Here is a 20,248-nt window from a genome sequence, read left to right on the forward strand (position 1 = left end):
ACCGGACCTTGCCTGTATATCAACGATCCGCCGCACGGGCCCGGTAGCACCCGTACGGCGGATCATTTGTGTTCCACCGGCCGGCGGCGGGCCGGCTAGCGGCGGGGCTGGGCGTCCAGGACCTGCTGGAGCGCCTCGAACTCCTCGACGCACTTGCCGGATCCGAGCGCGACGGAGTCGAGCGGGTCCTCGGCGATGTGGATGGGCATGCCCGTCTCGCGGCGCAGCCGCTCGTCGAGGCCGCGCAGCAGGGCGCCGCCGCCCGTGAGGACGATGCCGCGGTCCATGATGTCGCCGGAGAGCTCCGGCGGGCACTTGTCGAGGGTGGTCTTGACCGCGTCGACGATGGCGTTGACCGGCTCCTCGATCGCCTTGCGGACCTCGGCGGCCGAGATGACCACGGTCTTGGGCAGGCCGGAGACCAGGTCGCGGCCGCGGATCTCGGTGTGCTCGTCCTTGTCGAGGTCGTAGGCGGACCCGATGGTGATCTTGATCTGTTCGGCGGTGCGCTCACCGAGGAGGAGCGAGTACTCCTTCTTGATGTGCTGGATGATCGCGTTGTCCAGCTCGTCGCCGGCCACCCGGATGGACTGTGCCGTGACGATTCCGCCGAGGGAGATGACGGCCACCTCGGTGGTGCCGCCGCCGATGTCCACGACCATGTTGCCGGTGGCCTCGTGGACGGGCAGGCCCGCGCCGATGGCGGCGGCCATGGGCTCTTCGATGATGTGCACCTGGCGGGCGCCGGCCTGCGTGGACGCCTCGATGACGGCGCGGCGCTCCACTCCCGTGATGCCGGAGGGTACGCAGACCACGACGCGCGGGCGGGCCAGGTAGCGGCGCTTGTGGATCTTGAGGATGAAGTACCGGAGCATTCGCTCGGTGATCTCGAAGTCGGCGATCACGCCGTCCTTGAGGGGCCGAACGGCCACGATGTTGCCGGGCGTGCGCCCGATCATCTTCTTCGCCTCGGAGCCGACCGCCAGGATGCCGCCGGTGTTCGTGTTGATGGCGACCACGGACGGCTCGTTCAGAACGATTCCCCGGCCCCTCACGTACACCAGCGTGTTGGCGGTCCCGAGGTCGATCGCCATGTCACGGCCGATGAACGACATGTTGTTCCCCTTGTTCCCCATGAGGAGCGTCTGGCCTTCCAGTTGATAGCGGCTGCTGTCAGGTCGGCGAGGTGGGTGTGTGGGTGGAGGCCCCATCGTAGTGCCGCGAGTACGGACACCGCGCGACGGGACTCCGGCAATCCCGCCGGAATGGATACCCGCCCCCATAGTGGTGACGTCGTGTCCTGTCCATGCGTTCCCGGAAGTCTCCGGTAATACCAAAGGGCGACCGAAATTACTTCGGTCGCCCCAGGTCATGAGCGCTATTTGGCTGATGTTGCCTCAGCGAGGAGTGATCAGAGCGCGGGGAAGAACAGCTTCAGCTCGCGTTCGGCCGACTCCTCGGAATCCGAGGCGTGGATCAGGTTCTCGCGGGTGACGGTGCCGAAATCGCCCCGGATGGAACCGGGCGCCGCGGCGATCGGGTCGGTGGGTCCGGCCAGCTGGCGGACACCCTCGATCACGCGTTCCCCTTCGACGACCAGGGCGACGACCGGGCCGCTCGCCATGAAGCCCATGAGCGGCTCGTAGAACACCTTGCCCTTGTGCTCGCCGTAGTGCGCCTCCAGGGTCTCCTGGTCCAGCGTGCGCAGCTCCAGCGCGGGAATGGTCCAGCCGGCCTTCCGCTCGATGCGGCCGACGATCTCGCCGATCAGGCCGCGACGGACGGCGTCGGGCTTGAGGAGGACGAGCGTGCGCTGGGTCATGTGGGTAACTCCTTGCGGCAAACGGGTGCGGTCCGACGAGGCTACAGGGGCCCGGTGCCCGGCCGTGCGGGGCCTTCCCGGGCTGATCCCCCGCGCGCGCGGCCGGCCTACGCCTCGGGCTGGGCCGCCGCCTGGGCCGCCCAGCCCGCCTTGATCGTGTCGATCTTGCGGCCGTAGTGGACCGAGCACCACCAAAGGCCGGCGAAGACCGCGCCCAGGAAGAACATCGTCGGGACCACGAAGCCGCTCAGGATCAGGCCGATCTGCAGGGCCCAGCCGATCTGCACGGCGCCGGGCCGCGACAGCATCCCGCACAGCAGGACCGACAGCAGCATCACGACCCCGCACACCGACCAGACCGCGGCCTGGGTCAGGTCCGGGTTCTTCATGGCCACCAGGCCCGCGAACCCGACCACGAAGAACTCGCCGATCAGCGTCGAAGCACACAGCGTGCGCATTCCCTCAGCCCCTCTTCAGCAGCAGGCGGGCCTCGCCCACCGTGATCACGGACCCGGTCACCAGGACCCCGGCCCCTCCGTACTCCGCCTCTTCCTCCGCCAGCGTGATCGCCGCCTCCAGGGCGTCGTCCAGCCGAGGCTCCACCTGCACCCGGTCCGGCCCGAAGACCTCGACCGCCACGGCCGCCAGGGCGTCCGCGGACATCGCCCGATGACTGGTGTTCTCCGTGATCACGACCTCCGCGAAGATCGGCTCGAAGGCCTCGAAGAACCCCCGCACGTCCTTGCCCTCGCTCGCGCCCACGACCCCGATGAGCCGGCTGAAGCCGAAGGCCTCGGTCACCGCCTCCGCCGTGACCAGCGCCCCGGCCGGGTTGTGCGCCGCGTCCAGGACCACCGTCGGGCTGCGCCGCACGACCTCCATGCGGCCGGGCGAGGTCACCGAGGCGAAGGCCTTGCGCACCGTATCCACGTCCAGCGCCCGCGCGTGGTCCGCGCCGATCCCGAAGAAGGCCTCGACCGCCGCCAGTGCCACCGCCGCGTTGTGCGCCATGTGGGCGCCGTACAGCGGCAGGAAGATCCCGTCGTACTCGCCGCCCAGGCCGCGCAGCGTCAGCTGCTGCCCGCCCACGGCGACCTCGCGGGTGACGACGCCGAACTCCATGCCCTCGCGGGCCACCGTCGCGTCGACCTCGACGGCCTTCTTCAGCAGCACCTGCGCCGCGTCCACCGGCTGCTGCGCCAGGATCACGGTGGCGCCCTGCTTGATGACCCCGCCCTTCTCCACGGCGATCTCGCCGGGCGTGGAGCCGAGCCGGTCCGTGTGGTCCAGGCTGATCGGGGTGACCACGGCGACCGCGGCGTCGATCACGTTGGTCGCGTCCCAGGTGCCGCCCATGCCGACCTCGATCACGGCCGCGTCGATGGGAGCGTCCGCGAACGCCGCGTAGGCCATGCCGGTGAGGACCTCGAAGAACGACAGCCGGAACTCCTCGGCCGCGTCCACCATCTCCACGTACGGCTTGATGTCGTGGTACGTCTCGACGAACCGCTCGGCCGTGATCGGCGCCCCGTCCAGGCTGATCCGCTCGGTGACCGACTGCACGTGCGGGCTGGTGTAGCGCCCGGTGCGCAGCTCGAAGGCGTTCAGCAGCGCCTCGATCATGCGGGCGGTGCTCGTCTTGCCGTTGGTGCCGGTGACGTGGATGGAGGGGTACGCGCGCTGCGGCTCGCCCAGGACGTCCATCAGCGCGGCGATCCGCGTGATGGACGGCTCCAGTTTGGTCTCGCCCCAGCGGCCGGCCAGCTCCTGCTCCACCTCCCGCAGCGCCTTGGCCACCTCGGGGTCGGCGGGCACGTCGGGTACCGGCTCGCCCTGAGGTGGACCGGCCTGCGCGCGCAGGGTGCGGCTGCCCGCAGCGATCACCGCCAGGTCGGGGTCGCGGTCGGACTCTTCCGCCACGATCTGGTCGAACTCGTCGAAGCTGTCATCGTGGCTCTCGGGCTGCTGCTCACTCACGGGACCAGTCTACGGACGAGGGCCGGGGGGACTTTCGGCCTGGTCGCTTCGGGACCTTCGACGGCGAAGGCGACCGGATCGTTATGCAAGCCTTGCGGGCAGGAGATAGGGGAATAGATGCCGCAGGCCAGCACCAACAAGACAGCTTCCAGCCGCGACATAGGGATAGACCTGGGAACCGCCAACACCCTCGTCTACGCACGCGGACACGGCATCGTCCTCAATGAGCCGTCCGTGGTGGCGGTCAAGGCCGGCACGACCACCGCCCTGGCCGTCGGAACCGAGGCCAAGGAGACCATCGGCCGCACCCCCGGCTCCATCACCGCCATCCGACCGCTCAAGGACGGCGTGATCTGCGACTACGAGGCCGCCGAGGAGATGATCCGGCACTTCGTCCGCAAGGCCGTCCCCGGCCGCCGGGTGCGCACCCGCATGGTGATCTGCGTACCGACCGGGATCACCCAGGTGGAGCGGCGGGCCATCATCCACGCCTCCACCCGGGCCGGCGCCAAGACCGTGCACCTCATCGAGGAACCGATGGCCGCCGCGATGGGAGCCGGGCTGCCGGTGTCCGAACCGCGCGGCTCGATGGTCGTCGACATCGGTGGCGGCACCTCGGAGGTCGCGGTCATCTCGCTGGGCGGCATCGTCACCTCCCAGTCGCTGCGGGTCGGCGGCGACAAGCTGGACTCCGCGATCATGGACTACGTCCGCAAGGAGCACGCCCTGCTCATCGGCGAGCGCACCGCCGAGGACGTCAAGATCGCCATCGGCTCGGCCTGGCCCGTGCCCGACCGGCCGGAGCTGGAGACCCGCACCTTCACCGTGCGGGGCGGCGAGAGGGTCGGCGGCATGCCCCAGACGCTCCAGCTCGGCGCGGGCGACGTGCGGGCCGCCCTCGACGAGCCCATCGAGGCGATCATCACCGCGGTGCGCACCACCCTGGAGGAATGCCCGCCCGAACTGTCCGGCGACGTCATGGAGCACGGCATCGTCCTGACCGGCGGCGGCGCGCTGCTGCCCGGCCTGGACCTGCGGATGGCCTCCTCGACCGGGATCCCGGTCTTCGTCGCGGACGATCCGCTGGACTGCGTGGCCCTGGGATCGGGCCGCTGCGTGGAGGACATGGACACGCTCAGCAGCCTGCTGGCACCGGCGAAGGCCTAAGGGCTGTCACGCGCCTATCCCTTCGGGAGGGTGGCCACGACCTCGTACGAGCCCTCCGTGCGCGTCGCCGTCAGGCTTCCGCCCAGGCTGCGCACGCGCTCGGACATGCTCGCCGTGCCCGAGCCCGCCGAGACCGGGGCCCGGGTCCCGTTGCGCTCCGCCAGCCCGTTGCTGACGGCGATCCGCAGCTGCGGGCCGTCCGCCGCGATGGACACCTCGATGGTCTCGCCGCGGGCGTGCTTGGCGGCGTTGGTCAGGCACTCCTGCACCACCCGGTAGACCGCCGCCTGCCGCAGCGGCGACAGCCCGTGCACGTCCGGATCCAGGGCGAGCCGTACGGGGGAACCCGCCCGCCCGCTCTCCTCCGCGAGGGCCGCCAGCCCCTCCACGCCCGGGGTCGCGGCCCGCTCCCCGCGCTGCACGATGATCTCGTTGAGCACCAGGTGGGCCCGGCGGGCGGTGTCGGCCAGCTCTTCGAAGTCCTTCGCGTACGCCGTCTCGCGCGAGCGCATCGACAGCACCTCGGAGCGGACCGTGAGCAGGGTCAGCTCGCGCCCGACGAAGTCGTGGACGTCGCGGGCGACGGAGGTCCGCTCCTGCTGGACGGCCTGCAGGACGGCGGACTCGGCGCGCCGGGTGTCGAGCTCGCGCACGAGGTCGTGGCGGTAGGCGGCGATGCCGACGGCCGAGGCGAGGACGCCGATGGGCACGACGAGGCTGAGGAAGGAGCTGAGGGTCTCGATCCGCGGCTCGGGCCATCCGGGCACGGCGAACACCACCAGCGCGAAGCCCACGTACCCGACGGTGGCCAGGATCCCGGCGCGGCGCCCCCGGTAGCGGCCCACGGAGTACAGGGCGAACTGGATCAGCGTGAGCTCGTGGAGCCAGCCGATGAAGAGCAGGGCGGTCAGGTACGAGACCCAGGGCACGCGGCGCCGCACCAGCAGGCCCAGGCAGCCCGCCGCGAGCACGACGGCGGCGAGCGGCCCGCTCAGGGAGTTGTCGGCGGCGGCCAGGCCCGGCAGGTCCAGCGCCATCAGGGCGAAGCAGCCGAGCGCCGTCAGCACGTCGATCGCCCGCGGTGACCCGGCCCAGCTCTCGGTGAGCCTGCGGCCGGAGGCCGCGACCCAGTGGAGCGCCGAGGCGACGGGCTTGACGTGCATGCCCTCCATCATCCGTGGTCGCCCACCCGCATCCGATCCGCCGCCGCCCCACGACAAGTGATATACGGCACTTCGGATGTGTCAGGACATGGCCGGATGGCCCTGCCGCCGCCGGACCCCGTTTCGTAGCGTCGAAGGAATGACCACCCGAACGACCCCCCGAACGACCACCGAGGAACACGGCCCCGGCCACCGCTCCCGGGGCGTCCCGCTGCTCCTGCTCATCGGCGGCCTGATCGGCACGCTGGCCTCCGGCGTCCTCACCTACGACCGCGTCCGCACCCTGGAAGACCCGCTCTTCACCCCGGGCTGCAACGTCAACGCGGTCCTGAGCTGCGGCGACGTGATGACCACCTGGCAGGGCAACCTGCTCGGCTTCCCCAACATGCTGCTCGGCATCGCCGGCTTCGCGGCGCTCTCCGGGCTGGGTACGGCCCTGGTGGCCGGGGCGGTGCTCCCCCGCCGACTCTGGCAGCGAAGGCCCCCACGTCGACGGCGTGGGGGCCTTCACCTGTGCTCTGCGGGCTGCCGGACCGCTACTCGGCGGGCAGCGCGGCCAGCTGGGCCTGGAGCCGCGCGATGTCCGCGTCGGCCTTGGCGAGGCGGCCCTTGATCTTGTCCACGACGTTGTCGGGGGCCTTGGCGATGAACGCCTCGTTGCCGAGCTTCGCCTGGGCCTGCTGCTTCTCCTTCTCGGCGGCGGCAAGGTCCTTGCTCAGCCGCTTGCGCTCCGCCGGGATGTCGATGGTGCCCGACAGGTCGAGCGCGACGCTGGCACCGGCCACCGGCAGGGTCGCGGTGGCGTGGAACTCCTCGCCCTCCGGCTGAAGGCGCAGGAGCTGGCGGATGGCCGCCTCGTGGGAGGCCAGCGGCGTACCCGCCAGAGCCAGGCGGGCCGGGACCTTCTGCTTGTCGTCGAGGCCCTGCTCCTTGCGGAACCGGCGGACCTCCCTGACCAGGGTCTGGACACCTTCGATCTCGGCCTGGGCGGCCGCGTCGCGGAAACCGCTGTCCTTCGGCCACTCGGCGATCACAAGGGACTCACCGCCGGTCAGCGTGGTCCAGAGGGTCTCGGTGACGAAGGGGACCACCGGGTGCAGCAGGCGCAGCGTGACGTCGAGGACCTCGCCGAGGACCCGGGCGGAGACCTTGGCCTGCTCGCCGCCCGCGAAGAACGTCGTCTTCGACAGCTCGACGTACCAGTCGAAGACCTCGTCCCACGCGAAGTGGTAGAGGGCGTCCGACAGCTTCGAGAACTGGTAGTCCTCGTAGAACGCGTCGACCTCGGCCACGGTCGTGTTGAGGCGCGACAGGATCCAGCGGTCGGTCGCCGACATCTGCTCGGCGGCCGGCAGCTCGCCCTCGATCGTGGCGCCGTTCATCATCGCGAAGCGCGTGGCGTTCCAGATCTTGTTGGCGAACTTGCTGGAGGCCTGGACCCAGTCCTCACCGATCGGGACGTCGACACCCGGGTTGGCGCCGCGGGCCAGGGTGAAGCGGACGGCATCCGAGCCGTACTTGTCCATCCAGTCCAGCGGGTTGACGGCGTTGCCGAAGGACTTCGACATCTTCTTGCCGCGCTCGTCGCGGACCATGCCGTGCAGGGCGATGGTGTGGAACGGCGGGGTGCCGTCCATCGCGTACAGGCCGAACATCATCATCCGGGCGACCCAGAAGAAGAGGATGTCGTAGCCGGTGACCAGCACGGCGTTCGGGTAGAACTTCGCCAGGCTGTCGGTCTGCCGCGGCCAGCCGAGCGTGGAGAACGGCCACAGGCCGGAGGAGAACCAGGTGTCCAGGACGTCCGTGTCCTGGGTCCAGCCTTCGCCGGTCGGCGGCTGCTCGTCGGGGCCGACACAGACGATCTCGCCGTTCGGGCCGTACCAGACCGGGATCCGGTGGCCCCACCACAGCTGGCGCGAGATGCACCAGTCGTGGAGGTTGTCGACCCAGTCGAAGTAGCGCTTCTCCATCTCCTGCGGGTGGATCTTGACCTTGCCGTCGCGGACCGCGTCACCGGCGGCCTTGGCGAGCGGGCCCACCTTGACCCACCACTGGAGCGACAGGCGGGGCTCGATGGTGGTCTTGCAGCGCGAGCAGTGGCCGACGGAGTGGGCGTACGGGCGCTTCTCGGCGACGATCCGGCCGTCGGCGCGCAGCGCGGCGACGATGGCGGAGCGGGCCTCCAGCCGGTCCAGGCCCTGGAAGGGGCCGTGGGCGGTGATGATGGCGTGCTCGTCCATGACGGCGAGGTTGGGCAGGCCGTGGCGCTGGCCGATCTCGAAGTCGTTCGGGTCGTGCGCCGGGGTCACCTTGACGGCGCCGGTCCCGAACTCGGGGTCGACGTGCTCGTCGGCGACGATCTTGATGCGGCGGCCGGTCAGCGGCAGCTCGATCTCGGTGCCGACCATGTGCTTGTAGCGCTCGTCCTCGGGGTGGACGGCCACGGCGGTGTCGCCCAGCATCGTCTCGGCGCGGGTCGTCGCGACGACGATGGAGTTCTCCCCGTCGCCGTACCGGATGGAGACGAGCTCGCCGTCGTCGTCCTGGTACTCGACCTCGATGTCGGAGATCGCGGTGAGGCAGCGCGGGCACCAGTTGATGATGCGCTCGGCGCGGTAGATCAGTTCGTCGTCGTACAGCTTCTTGAAGATGGTCTGGACGGCTTCGGAGAGGCCCTCGTCCATGGTGAAGCGCTCGCGCGACCAGTCGACGCCGTCGCCGAGGCGACGCATCTGGCCGGAGATCTGACCGCCGGACTCGCCCTTCCACTGCCAGACGCGCTCGACGAACGCCTCACGGCCCAGGTCGTGGCGGGACTTGCCCTCCTTGGCGAGCTCGCGCTCGACGACGTTCTGGGTCGCGATACCGGCGTGGTCCATGCCGGGCTGCCACAGGGTCTCGTAGCCCTGCATGCGCTTGCGGCGGGTGAGTGCGTCGATCAGCGTGTGCTCGAAGGCATGCCCCAGGTGGAGGCTTCCGGTGACGTTCGGCGGCGGAATGACGATGGCGTACGGAGGCTTCTCGCTCTTCTCGTCCGCCTCGAAGTACCCACGCTCTACCCAGCGCTCGTAGAGCTTCCCCTCTACATCGGCCGGCGCGTACTGGGTCGGCAGTTCGGAGTTGGGGCTGCTGGGTGTCTGCGTGTTCTCGGTCACGGACCACAGTTTAGGGCCGTAACGGTCCGGTCATGAAACCGGCTTTAGCGGGGCCCGGGGGTCTGTGCGGGTCCGGCTTCCGCGAGGATGTGTGGGACGCATAAGCAACCTCATGGGGGGACGCGGGATGAGCTACAACCAGCCGGGACCGTACGGAGACCAGCAGCCGCAGCAGCCCGGGCCTTACGGGCAGCAGCAGCCGCCGCAGCAGCCGGGGCCCTACGGACAGCCCGGGCCCTACGGGCAGCAGCCCGGCGCGCAGCCCGGATACGGATACCCGCAGCAGGCCCCCCAGGGAGTACCGCAGCAGGGTTACCCCCAGCAGCCCGGATACCCGCAGCAGCAGCCGCAGCCGCAGCAGCCCCCGTACGGCGGCGGCTACCAGCAGCCTCCGTACGGCGGCGGGATGCCCCCGAAGAAGTCGAAGGCCGGCGTGGTCATCGCCGTGGTCCTGGCGGTCGCCGTGATCGCGGGCGGCGGGTACTGGTTCATGACCAAGGGCGCCGGCAACAGCGACGTCTCCGCCTCCACCAAGGGCTACAAGATCGTCCCGCCGGCGACGGTGAACGACTTCAAGAAGAGCGCCAAAGAGGGCGACAGCACCATGGACGCCCAGGAGAAGAAGGAGACCGAGGCGATCGGGATCAAGAACCCGACCAAGGTCGGGGCAGGCTACGAGATCAAGAACACGGCCAAGCCCCTGGAGGGCAAGTCCCTCAACTTCTCCGGCTTCTACGGCGAGATCGCGGACCCCGCGAAGACCCTCGACGCCTCGTTCCAGCTGATGAAGACCTCCAGCCTGGCCAAGGACGACAAGGACGCCGACATCCAGTTCATCGGCTCCCCCGAGACCTTCAAGCCGGCCGGGTTCAGCGGTGCGCTGATGAAGTGCCAGGAGGTGAAGCTCACCTCCAAGAAGCCCTCCACCAACCCGCTGCAGCCCAAGGAGATCACGATGCCGATGTGCATCTGGACCGACTACAGCACCATGGGCATGACGATCAACATCGACATCGGCAAGATGATGACCGGGGGCAAGGGCTACACCCTGGCCCAGAGCGCCGAGCTGAACGCGGCGCTCTACAACACCGCGCGCGCGAAGAAGTAACCGCGACCGCCCGCACGGCATGAGGAAGGGCGCCCCCCCCGTCCGGGGGGCGCCCTTCCTCATGTCCGGTACGACTATGCCGACTTCTCGTGCGGCCCCTGCTCCTTCGGGACGATCCGCGGGACCAGCGTCGGGTTGACGTTGGAGCGGACCACGTCCGAGGTGATGACCACGCGGGCCACGTCCTTGCGGGACGGGACCTCGTACATCACCGACATCAGGACCTCTTCCATGATGGCGCGCAGGCCGCGCGCGCCGGTCTGGCGGAGGATCGCCTGGTCCGCGATGGCTTCCAGCGCCTCGCGCTCGAAGTCCAGCTCCACACCGTCGAGTTCGAACAGCCGCTGGTACTGCTTCACCAGGGCGTTGCGCGGCTCGATGAGGATCTGGAGCAGGGCCTCGCGGTCCAGGTTGTGCACGGAGGTGATGACGGGCAGGCGTCCGATGAACTCGGGGATCATCCCGAACTTCACCAGGTCCTCCGGCATGACCTCCTGGAACTGGTTGCTCGCCTCGATCTCGCGCTTCGAGCGGATCGTCGCCCCGAAGCCGATGCCCTTGGCGCCGGCGCGCGATTCGATGATCCGCTCCAGGCCGGAGAAGGCACCGCCCACGATGAACAGCACGTTCGTCGTGTCGATCTGGATGAATTCCTGGTGCGGGTGCTTGCGGCCGCCCTGCGGCGGTACGGAAGCGGTCGTGCCTTCCAGGATCTTCAGGAGGGCCTGCTGCACGCCCTCGCCGCTCACGTCGCGCGTGATCGACGGGTTCTCGCTCTTGCGGGCGACCTTGTCGATCTCGTCGATGTAGATGATCCCGGTCTCGGCCTTCTTGACGTCGTAGTCGGCCGCCTGGATCAGCTTGAGCAGGATGTTCTCGACGTCCTCGCCGACGTACCCGGCCTCCGTCAGCGCCGTCGCGTCGGCGATGGCGAACGGGACGTTGAGCATGCGGGCGAGCGTCTGGGCCAGCAGCGTCTTGCCCGAGCCCGTGGGGCCCAGCAGCAGGATGTTGGACTTCGCGAGCTCGATCGCGTCGTCCTTGCCCTGCGCGCCGCCGTTCTCGCCGGCCTGGACGCGCTTGTAGTGGTTGTACACCGCGACCGAGAGCGCCTTCTTCGCCGGCTCCTGGCCGACGACGTAGCTCTCCAGGAACTCATAGATCTCGCGGGGCTTCGGGAGTTCCTCCCACCGGACCTCGGAGGTCTCCGCGAGTTCCTCTTCGATGATCTCGTTGCAGAGGTCGATGCACTCGTCGCAGATGTACACACCGGGTCCCGCGATGAGCTTCTTCACCTGCTTCTGGCTCTTTCCGCAGAACGAGCACTTGAGCAGGTCGCCGCCGTCACCGATGCGTGCCACGAGGTACTTCCCCTTCGCCTGGGAGACGCCTGGTTCAGCGCTCCTGGTGCCTCATATCCGACGGTACCTTGCCGGGGGCCCCGTGCGGGGCCCCCTTGACGTGGTTCACATCGCCCAATCCGGCGACGTGCCCACGCCAACTGGCGGCAAGGATTCAGTGCGAGGTCTTGCGGGTGGCGACGACCTGGTCGATCAGGCCGTAGGCCAGCGCACCCTCGGCAGTGAGGATCTTGTCGCGCTCGATGTCGTCGCGGATCTTCTCGAGCGGCGTCGTCGAGTGCTTGGCCAGCATGGTCTCCAGCTGGTCGCGCATGCGCAGGATCTCGTTGGCCGCGATCTCCAGGTCGGAGAGCTGCTCGCGACCGGTGCCACCGGAGGGCTGGTGGATCAGCACACGGGCGTTCGGCAGCGCCATGCGCTTGCCGGGGGCGCCCGCGGCGAGCAGGACGGCGGCGGCGGAGGCCGCCTGGCCCATGCAGACCGTCGAGATGTCCGGCTTCACGAACTGCATCGTGTCGTAGATGGCCGTCAGCGCGGTGAAGGAGCCGCCGGGGCTGTTGATGTACAGGTAGATGTCGCGGTCCGGGTCCATCGACTCCAGGCACAGCAGCTGCGCCATGACGTCGTTGGCGGAGGCGTCATCGATCTGCACGCCGAGGAAGATGATGCGCTCCTCGAAGAGCTTCGCGTACGGGTCGTACTCGCGCACGCCCTGCGAGGTGCGCTCCACGAAGCGCGGCACGACGTAACGGTTGTCCACCGGCGCGCCGGTGTAGAGGCCGCTCGCGGGAGAAAGGTTGTTCATGTGCATCTGGGTGTTCACCATCCTGGTGGCGTTCTGCGGGCTGAGGCTTGCCTGGTGCGGGCTGGCGTACGAGCTCCCCTGCGGGTTCTCGCGCGCCGGGGCCGGGATCAGGCCCCGGTGCCGCCGCCGCCCGGGACCAGCGACGCGGCGGAGATGATCTCGTCGATGAGGCCGTAAGCCTTGGCCTCTTCCGCCGTGTACCAGCGGTCGCGGTCGCCGTCGCGGATGATCGTCTCCACCGTCTGGCCGGAGTGGTGGGCGGTGATCTCAGCCATGCGCTGCTTCGTGCGCAGCAGGTACTGGGCCTGGATCTTGATGTCCGAGGCGGTGCCGCCGATGCCGGCGGAGCCCTGGTGCATCAGGATGTCGGTGTTCGGGAGCGAGAACCGCTTGCCCGCGGTGCCGCCGGTGAGCAGGAACTGGCCCATCGAGGCCGCCATGCCCATACCGATGGTGACGACGTCGTTCGGGATGTACTGCATGGTGTCGTAGACCGCCATGCCGGCCGTCACCGAGCCACCGGGGCTGTTGATGTACAGGTAGATGTCCTTGTCCGGCTCGGCGGCCAGGAGGAGGAGCTGCGCGGTGATCTTGTTGGCGATGTCGTCGTCGACCTGCTGGCCGAGGAAGATGATGCGCTCGCCGAGCAGCCGGTTGTAGACATGGTCGCCGAGGCCGCCACCGATGGACGGCTCACCCGCGGCGTAAGGCTTCAGATTCGTCACGTATCCACCTGCTCGTCTCCGACGGCCATGTGCCGTCTCAGCGTCTCGTTCTGGGGCTCGGACCAACCGGTGCGGACGACGTCCGCCGGCGTCGGGTACTCCCGTGCCCTCGTATTCATGGACCCTAACGCGCAGGTAGGACAACGCCATCCCGCTTCCCGAACTGTTCGCTCGGAGCGCAAGGTCCGGGACCGGTCCCGGAGGGCTTCGCGCGGGCAAGCCGAAGGGCCCGGACGCGGCTGCGTACGGGCCCTTCGGGCCATGCTCGGGTACTGCTCGGCGGGGGTGACCCCAGGTGTTACTTGGCCTCGTCGGCCGCGGTCTCGCCGTCGGCCTCGACCACGTTCTCGACGGTCTCGGCGGCCTGCTCGACCTCGTCCTCGTCGTCGGACAGGTCGACGACCTCACCGTTGGTGTCGGTGACCTTGGCGACCTCGACGACGGCCGCGAGGGCCTTGCCGCGGGCGACCTCGCCGACGAGCATCGGAACCTGGCCGCCCTCGACGACGGCCTGGGCGAACTGGTCGGGGGACATGCCGGAGGAGGCAGCGCGCCGCATGAGGTGCTCGGTGAGCTCCTCCTGGTTGACGTTCAGCTTCTCCTTGTTGACCAGCTCGTCGAGGACGAACTGGGTCTTGATGCCCTTGATCGCCTGCTCGGCGGTCTCGGCGTCGAACTCCTCGACCGTCTTGCCCTGGATCTCGAGGTACTTCTCGATGGAAAGACCCATCTGGCCGAGCTGGTGGTGCTCGAGGTTGTGCTTGCGGGTCTGGACCTCGTCCGCGAGGAGCTTCTCGGGGATCGGGACCTCGACGAGCTCGAGCAGCTTCTCCAGCACGCGCTCCTGGGCCTGGGTGGCCTGGTCGTACTGCTTCATGTTCTCGAGGCGCTTGCGGCTGTCGGCCTTCAGCTCCTCCAGCGTGTCGAACTCGCTCGCCATGCCGGCGAACTCGTCGTCCAGCTCCGGCAGCTCACGGGCGGAGACCTTGGCGACCTTGACGGTGACCTCGGCGTCCTTGCCCTCGGCGGAGCCGCCCTTCAGCTGGGAGGTGAAGGTGGCCTCGCCACCGGCCTCCAGGCCCTTGACGGCCTCGTCGATGCCTTCGAGCAGCTCACCCGAGCCGATGGTGTAGGAGACGTCCTGGGCGACACCGTCCTCCAGCACCTCCCCGTCGACCTTGGCCTCGAGGTCGATCGTGACGACGTCGCCGTCCTGGGCGGCGCGCTCGACGTCCTTGGTGGACGCGAAACGGCCGCGCAGCTGCTCGACCGACTTCTCGACGTCCTCGTCGGAGACCTCGATGGCGTCCACGGTGACCTCGATGCCGGAGTAGTCCGGGATCTCGATCGCGGGACGGATGTCGACCTCGGCGGTGAAGGCCAGCAGTTCGCCGTCCTTCAGCTCCGTGATGTCGACGTCGGGCTGGCCCAGCGGGTTCAGGTCGGCCTCGTTGACCGCCTCGGTGTAGAACTTCGGGAGGGCGTCGTTGACGGCCTCCTCCAGCACCGCACCGCGGCCGAAGCGCTGGTCGATGACGCGGGCCGGGATCTTGCCCTTGCGGAAGCCCTTCACCGTGACCTGCTGGTTGATCTTCTTGTAGGCCGCGTCGAGGCTGTCCTTGAGCTCCTCGAAGGGCACCTCAACAGTGAGCCGAACCCGAGTCGGGTTCAGGGTCTCCACGGCGCTCTTCACGGTTCGGTCTCCTTGTGGCTGACTGCTGGGGGTCTCTGCTGTCGCCGCGACTCAGCGGTTCTCAGCGGATCGGGCCCGGTACATCAGACACACGGGCACGCAGCTTGCATAGTAGCCGCAAGCGGCAATCAGCCCACAACGCGATCATCGACGCGGTCTCCGCGAAGCTTCTCGCGCGGTCGCGTGGAATGACGCCGATCGGAGAAGGATCAGCCTCCGAGCGCTTCCTGCTGGTCGGGGTGGCCGGATTCGAACCGACGACCTTCCGCTCCCAAAGCGGACGCGCTACCAAGCTGCGCCACACCCCGTCGGTGCGACACGTAGGGTACATGCCCGAAGACCCTCCGCCGTGCGGAGTTTCGGGGAAAGCGCCACCGCTCGCGCACCCGGGCCCGAAATGCGGTGTGCGATCCGCCGCCCCGACCCGCTAGGATGCTGTCCGTGCCGCGGTCCTCGGACCTGCGTCGCACGTAGTGCGGGTGTAGCTCAATGGTAGAGCACTAGTCTTCCAAACTAGCTACGCGGGTTCGATTCCCGTCACCCGCTCAGAAGCACTAAGGGCCAGGTCAGAGGATGTTTCCTCGACTTGGCCCTTCGTCGTTCCCGGGTCTGCGATCAGCTCCCCGCGCCCCCTGCGTACCTCTTCCGCTGTGGATCTTCTTTCGTACCCTTCGAGTCCTTCACATCCTTCTTGCTCATGCGTCCGCACCGCAGGTCGTCGACGAACTGGCCCGCCAGATCTCCGGGTTGCCTCCGCGGTCCGCTCTCTGAAGACTTCGAGCGTGTGGCCGACCGGGATGATCAGGAACAGCACGCGCGACGCCGGGCCGTCTGTGGGCCGTGAGCGGCTGGCCGGGGCTGGCCAAGGGTGACAACCGCTCACTGGCCGACCGCGGGTCAGAGCGTCCTTACCCGGTAAACGCCCAGGCCGGGGCAAGAACCAGGCCGAGAAGAAGTAGGCGTACGCCCTGCAAACGTGGGCCTCTAAAGAAGGCCCAGGGCAGTCATGATCAAGATTGACAACGTCACAGCACCCCCGAAGGCCACCCCTCCATGGCGGATGGCAACCGGTGCGGATGAACCGCTGAGCCAAGCCAGCAGACCAGCCGCCATGCCGACGATCACGCCAAGCATCACCGCAAGCCCAATCAGCAAGACCCTCACTTCGATAGAACGTCCCATGTCTTCCCCTCGATTGCGCAGACTCGCCCGGTTGTGCGAAGTACGAGTCCAGGATCCTCAGTTGGGACTCGCCAACTTCCCGAAACCTCGCGGGGTTCTTACGCTGTCTCCATGCCTAGGACGCAGCCAAGTCGTACCGACCAGGAACTCATCAGAGCGCTGGCATCGCGAGGGGTCTCGATCACGGCAACACAGCTGGAACGGTGGCGGTCCAAGAGCTACCTGCCGCGACACATGCGCCAGGGGCTTGGCCGGGGTGCCGGCTCTCGCTCCGAACCTGTGGCTGGGCTTCACGACTATGCCGAGAGCCTGGCACTGCGGACAGGCCAAGGCCGATCGACCGATGAGGCAGTTCTCACGCTTTTCATGGCGGGGCTAGTGCAGCCACGAAATGTTCCATGCGTGAATGAACTAACGACAACGCATATCGCGTCAGTTCGTCGAGTCCTCAATAAATGGATCGATTCGGGCGAAAGAGACAGAGATCGCATTTCGCGCTTCACGGATGACGGCGATCATTCCGAGGCAGCACTGGACGGAGCTTACGCGGAAGCGGAAAAGGTCTCCAAACGCAGGACCTCCAAAGCGAAGATCACTTTTGACCGGATCGGGGCCGAATTGAGCGGCACCACCGCCAGAACCAGAGAGGAAATTAAAACCGCAGAGGAGCAAGCTTATCTGAGCGCCGCGCAGTTGCGGCCACCGCTGTGGGATCGCAACGAAGATGAAAGGAGCTTCGCCGAAATCTGGGACACCGGCTTGGTCCCACTTGACGCAAGCATCTTCCGCAGTGAATGCCGGGTATGCACGTCACGCACGAAGCATATGGCTGGCTCTCTTGTCGGTCAGCGTGAGATCCTCGAATCCGCGTGTTTCTGCGAAATAAATCGCGCTCGCGCCATCGGCGGCGCCATGTCGATGCTAGTGGCGGGCGTACGCGATGCAGCCCTGGCAGATCCAGGCGACTCTTTTGCGCAGGCCGCCGTGCAACTAATATCCAACACGGTGTTTAGGTTCCTACTGAGAGACATCAGAAAAGTTTCTCCTGATCAGCCGGCATCAATCGCCTCATGCGCCCTATTCTTCTTGCATAACTGCGGGTGGCTGAAATCAGGGGCGGCGACATTAATGCAGCTTGCGATCTGGAAAATGGAGTCAGCCGAAGATACGTCCGATGTTGTCAAGGTTGCTCGCGCGATGGATGAAGTCCTTCACAGGCCATCTCTCTTGAGATCGGCAGGTGGGATCGGAATGCTGCTCACGCTCGACGGCACCTTGGAGTCCGATGAACTGTTGCGGCGCCGTTCTGCACATTGCCACTCATACTGTATTGATCATGCACACACCTCCGCGGCTCGGTAGGAGGACAGCGCCGGGGGCCCGCGAGCGTCATTGCTCCAGGCAGGCTGAACTTGAGCCCCACCCCAAAAGCGGACCAGATCAAGCGACGGGGAACAGTAGGGAACTGCCGTGAAGGCCGAATCCATCGCCGAGCCCGCGCCCAGCCGTCTGCCGCAACGAGAGGCACGACGAGCCGCTGTCAGACGACGAGGTGGAGCTGTTCCTCCAATACCTCCACCGATACGCTATCCACGATCTCGCCCAGTGGGAGCAGCTGCGGGTGGGGCACGGTGCGCGTACGTGATCTTCCAAACCAGCTAGGCGGGTTCGATTCCCGTCACCCGCTCCAGACGGCTCAGGGCCAGGTCAGAGGATGTTTTCCTCCGACTGGCCCTGTTGCGTTCCCGGGATCCACGGGATCTGCGGCGCCGTGGCCGGCTGACCGCCGGCCCGGCTTCCGTGCTCAGAGTTTGATGCCGGCGATCGTGTCCGCGAGGGAGTTCAGAAAGCGGTTGACGTCCGGGGCGATGGAGCTGGACGCGAGGAAGAAGCCGAAGAGGACCGCGACGACCGCGGGGCCGGCCTTGAGGTGGTTCCCGCGAACGAGCACCACGAGGATGATCGCCAACAGAACCACTACTGACAGCGAAATGGCCACTTCTGATCACACCTTCGGTCGTCCCCTGGTCGGCCCGGGGGTCGGCCGTGCGCACCCCCACATGGACCATCCTCCCACCAACAGGCCCCCGCTATCCGCCCCGTGACGAATCGGCAGTGGCGCGTTTGCGTCAGGGCTCGGGGAGGCCGAGCAGTGAACGGACATAGGCGTACTTCGCGGACAGCCGGTCGCGGGTGGGGGCGTCGAGGACCGCGAGGCGGGCCGGGTCCGCGTTGTGCGCGAGGTCGGCTTCCTTGACGAGGCGGGCGCCGGGTGTGGAGAGGATCCGGGCCGTGTAGTCCTCGACCGGTTCCCCGGGGCGTTTGGTGAGCGCCAGGACCATGGCCTTGACCGGCGGGGGGAGTGCGGCGGCCGCCAGCCAGGCGGGGCTGAGGGCGTCGTCCTCGATCGCGTCGTGGAGCCAGGCCGCCGCCTGCTGTTCGGCGGTGCCGCCGCGGGCGCGGACGCCTTCGGCCACCGCCGCGAGGTGCTCCGCGTACGGCCGGCCGGCCTTGTCGGTCTGGCCCTCGTGCGCGGCGCGGGCGAGGGCCTCGACCTCGATGAGGGTCAGGGGGTGGTGGTCGGTCATCCGAGCTCCCTTGCCGCCGTGTGGAGGGCCTGCGCGATCCGGCGCACATCCGCGTGCGTGGTACGCCAGTTGGAGAACGCGGCGCGCAGGGCGGGGGTTCCCGCGTACGTCGTGGGGGTGACGAAGACCTCGGGGGCGGCCGCTTCGCGCAGGGCCGTGAGGCGGGCGGGGGTGGGCTCGGCGGCGAGGGTGAAGCAGACGACGTTCAGGCGGACCGGGGCGAGGACCGTGAAGGACGGGTCCTCGGCGAGCGACGCGCCCAGCGCGCGGGCGCAGGCGATGTCCCGTTCGACGATCTCCCGATGGCCCTCGCGGCCGTAGGCCCGGAGCGTGAACCAGGCGGCCAGGGCCCGCAGCCGGTGGGAGTTCTCCGGGGTGAGGTGGACCAGGTCGGGGTGGTCGCCCAGGGGGCCGAGGTAGGCGGCGGCGTTCTGGAAGACGCGGGCCTGCAGGTCGCGGCGGCGGGTGAACAGGACGGCGCTGTCGTAGGGGACGTTGAGCCACTTGTGCAGGTCGACGCAGACGGAGTCGGCCGCGTCGAGGCCGGCGGTGAGGTGGGCGTGTTCCGGGGACAGTGCGGCGAACGCGCCGAAAGCGGCGTCGGTGTGCAGCCAGAAGTCGTGGCGTTCGCGCAGGGCCGCGATGGCCCGGAGGTCGTCGAAGTCCACGGTGTTCACGGTGCCGGCGTTGGCGACGACGACGGCGGGGAGCCCGGGCGCGTCGGCGAGCGCGCGTTCCAGGGCGGCGGGGTCGACGGCCTCGCGGCCGGGGAGTGTCGGTACGGGGACCAGGGCGCCGCGGCCGAGGCCGAGGACCGAGAGGGCCTTGGCGATGGAGGAGTGCGGGGCGCCGGAGAGGACCCGGACGGGGCCGAGCGCGGCCGCGCCGTCCTCGGCCGGGGAGACGTCGAGGCGCTCGCCGAGCCATTCGCGGGCGATGGCGAGGCCCGTGGTATTGGACATGGTGGCGCCGCTGACGAACGTGCCGGTGTGGGCGTCGGAGAGGTGGAAGAGGTCGCGGAGCCAGCCGACGGTCTCGCGTTCGAGGTCCTGGCCGGCGCCGTCCAGGGCGGAGTTGGAGTTCTGGTCGTGGGCCGCGGTGAGCCAGTCGCCGGCCAGGGCGGCGGGGGTGGCGCCGCCGGTGACGAAGCCGAGGTAGCGGGGGCCGGCGGAGGCGGACAGGCGCGGGGCCCAGCGGTCGGCGAAGGCGGCCAGCGCCGCCTCCGTACCGGTGCCGCGTTCGGGCAGGGCTTCGCGCTCCTGCGGCTTGTCCGGGGGCGGCGGTACGACGGGACGCGCGTCCAGGGTCGCGAGGGCCTCGGCGGCTGCGTCGCGGGTGGCGTCGAGGAGGTCGGGGAGGCGGGCGAGGTCGGCGGCGAGCGTGCGGTCCATGGGGGCACGGTAGGCGCCGCCGGGCCCCGGCGGACGGGCCAATCGGGCCCGGGTGGCCTCCCCGGCCCCGTTCCGCACCTCCCCCGGCGGGGCCTGGGCGGGTCTTAA

General features: G+C 68.6%; 18 protein-coding genes and 3 tRNA genes. 6 read left to right on the forward strand and 15 right to left on the reverse strand.

Annotation, left to right across the window (positions count from 1 at the left end):
• Positions 1–95 precede the first annotated feature (95 nt).
• The 4 genes from J7F03_RS19105 to J7F03_RS19120 form a co-directional block, all read right to left on the reverse strand.
• On the reverse strand, positions 96–1,115 hold the full coding sequence (locus J7F03_RS19105; protein ID WP_069923827.1) for a rod shape-determining protein: 1,020 nt from the start codon (positions 1,113–1,115) through the stop codon (positions 96–98).
• Between the two features lie 296 nt (positions 1,116–1,411).
• Positions 1,412–1,822, reverse strand: coding sequence for a nucleoside-diphosphate kinase (ndk, locus tag J7F03_RS19110; protein ID WP_214950910.1), 411 nt, complete (start codon positions 1,820–1,822; stop codon positions 1,412–1,414).
• A gap of 107 nt (positions 1,823–1,929) precedes the next feature.
• A complete protein-coding gene (locus J7F03_RS19115) occupies positions 1,930–2,280 on the reverse strand; it encodes a DUF4233 domain-containing protein (protein WP_214950912.1) in 351 nt (116 codons plus the stop codon).
• Positions 2,281–2,284: 4 nt separating this feature from the next.
• Positions 2,285–3,799 carry a folylpolyglutamate synthase/dihydrofolate synthase family protein gene (locus J7F03_RS19120; protein WP_214950914.1) on the reverse strand — a complete coding sequence of 505 codons (1,515 nt, stop codon included), beginning with the start codon at positions 3,797–3,799 and terminating at the stop codon, positions 2,285–2,287.
• 117 nt (positions 3,800–3,916) lie between these two features.
• Between J7F03_RS19120 and J7F03_RS19125 the strand changes: the two genes are divergently transcribed.
• Positions 3,917–4,966 carry a rod shape-determining protein gene (locus tag J7F03_RS19125; protein ID WP_214950916.1) on the forward strand — a complete coding sequence of 350 codons (1,050 nt, stop codon included), beginning with the start codon at positions 3,917–3,919 and terminating at the stop codon, positions 4,964–4,966.
• A 14-nt stretch (positions 4,967–4,980) separates the two neighbouring features.
• Here J7F03_RS19125 and J7F03_RS19130 read toward each other — a convergent pair whose 3' ends face one another.
• Positions 4,981–6,129, reverse strand: a complete 1,149-nt coding sequence (locus tag J7F03_RS19130; protein ID WP_214950933.1) for a sensor histidine kinase — start codon at positions 6,127–6,129, stop codon at positions 4,981–4,983.
• Between the two features lie 139 nt (positions 6,130–6,268).
• Here J7F03_RS19130 and J7F03_RS19135 point away from each other — a divergent pair, with 139 nt between their 5' ends.
• A complete protein-coding gene (locus tag J7F03_RS19135; protein WP_214950935.1) occupies positions 6,269–6,742 on the forward strand; it encodes a vitamin K epoxide reductase family protein in 474 nt (157 codons plus the stop codon).
• Here the strand turns inward: J7F03_RS19135 and J7F03_RS19140 are convergent.
• Positions 6,666–9,287 (reverse strand): valine--tRNA ligase, encoded by a 2,622-nt coding sequence (locus J7F03_RS19140; protein WP_214950937.1) that lies wholly within the window; start codon positions 9,285–9,287, stop codon positions 6,666–6,668. The two genes, J7F03_RS19135 and J7F03_RS19140, sit on opposite strands and share 77 nt — an antisense overlap.
• A 127-nt stretch (positions 9,288–9,414) precedes the next feature.
• On the opposite strand from J7F03_RS19140, the gene J7F03_RS19145 reads away from it, so the two are divergent.
• Positions 9,415–10,395 (forward strand): hypothetical protein, encoded by a 981-nt coding sequence (locus tag J7F03_RS19145; protein ID WP_214950939.1) that lies wholly within the window; start codon positions 9,415–9,417, stop codon positions 10,393–10,395.
• Positions 10,396–10,469: 74 nt separating this feature from the next.
• Here the strand turns inward: J7F03_RS19145 and clpX are convergent, their stop codons facing one another.
• The 5 genes from clpX to J7F03_RS19170 form a co-directional block, all read right to left on the reverse strand.
• Complete coding sequence (gene clpX / locus J7F03_RS19150) at positions 10,470–11,756, reverse strand: ATP-dependent Clp protease ATP-binding subunit ClpX (protein WP_214950941.1); 1,287 nt, start codon at positions 11,754–11,756, stop codon at positions 10,470–10,472.
• Between the two features lie 154 nt (positions 11,757–11,910).
• The gene (locus tag J7F03_RS19155) at positions 11,911–12,582 is read right to left on the reverse strand and encodes an ATP-dependent Clp protease proteolytic subunit (protein WP_285427762.1); all 672 of its coding nucleotides are present in this window, start codon (positions 12,580–12,582) and stop codon (positions 11,911–11,913) included.
• Positions 12,583–12,668: 86 nt separating this feature from the next.
• Positions 12,669–13,286 (reverse strand): ATP-dependent Clp protease proteolytic subunit, encoded by a 618-nt coding sequence (locus J7F03_RS19160; protein WP_214950945.1) that lies wholly within the window; start codon positions 13,284–13,286, stop codon positions 12,669–12,671.
• A gap of 298 nt (positions 13,287–13,584) precedes the next feature.
• Complete coding sequence (gene tig / locus J7F03_RS19165) at positions 13,585–14,979, reverse strand: trigger factor (RefSeq protein ID WP_214950947.1); 1,395 nt, start codon at positions 14,977–14,979, stop codon at positions 13,585–13,587.
• A gap of 231 nt (positions 14,980–15,210) precedes the next feature.
• Positions 15,211–15,287 (reverse strand) — tRNA-Pro (locus J7F03_RS19170).
• A gap of 167 nt (positions 15,288–15,454) precedes the next feature.
• Between J7F03_RS19170 and J7F03_RS19175 the strand changes: the two genes are divergently transcribed.
• Positions 15,455–15,525: transfer RNA gene (locus J7F03_RS19175), tRNA-Gly, on the forward strand.
• 438 nt (positions 15,526–15,963) lie between these two features.
• Here J7F03_RS19175 and J7F03_RS19180 read toward each other — a convergent pair.
• Entirely contained in the window at positions 15,964–16,161 is a 198-nt protein-coding gene (locus tag J7F03_RS19180; RefSeq protein ID WP_214950949.1) for a hypothetical protein, read from the reverse strand.
• A gap of 402 nt (positions 16,162–16,563) precedes the next feature.
• Between J7F03_RS19180 and J7F03_RS19185 the strand changes: the two genes are divergently transcribed.
• Positions 16,564–17,523 carry a hypothetical protein gene (locus J7F03_RS19185; RefSeq protein ID WP_214950951.1) on the forward strand — a complete coding sequence of 320 codons (960 nt, stop codon included), beginning with the start codon at positions 16,564–16,566 and terminating at the stop codon, positions 17,521–17,523.
• 255 nt (positions 17,524–17,778) lie between these two features.
• Positions 17,779–17,851 (forward strand) — tRNA-Gly (locus tag J7F03_RS19190).
• Between the two features lie 114 nt (positions 17,852–17,965).
• Here J7F03_RS19190 and J7F03_RS19195 read toward each other — a convergent pair.
• The 3 genes from J7F03_RS19195 to J7F03_RS19205 all read right to left on the reverse strand — a co-directional run bounded on the left by J7F03_RS19195 (position 17,966) and on the right by J7F03_RS19205 (position 20,140).
• Positions 17,966–18,160 (reverse strand): hypothetical protein, encoded by a 195-nt coding sequence (locus J7F03_RS19195; RefSeq protein WP_112446551.1) that lies wholly within the window; start codon positions 18,158–18,160, stop codon positions 17,966–17,968.
• A 130-nt stretch (positions 18,161–18,290) separates the two neighbouring features.
• Positions 18,291–18,749, reverse strand: coding sequence for an HD domain-containing protein (locus tag J7F03_RS19200; RefSeq protein ID WP_214950953.1), 459 nt, complete (start codon positions 18,747–18,749; stop codon positions 18,291–18,293).
• Positions 18,746–20,140, reverse strand: a complete 1,395-nt coding sequence (locus J7F03_RS19205) for a pyridoxal-dependent decarboxylase (RefSeq protein WP_214950955.1) — start codon at positions 20,138–20,140, stop codon at positions 18,746–18,748. The genes J7F03_RS19200 and J7F03_RS19205 overlap by 4 nt, the downstream gene beginning before the upstream one ends.
• Between the last annotated feature and the right edge of the window lie 108 nt (positions 20,141–20,248).

Origin of the sequence: Streptomyces sp. ISL-43, from assembly GCF_018614195.1 — a bacterium.
Classification (GTDB): Bacteria; Actinomycetota; Actinomycetes; order Streptomycetales; family Streptomycetaceae; genus Streptomyces.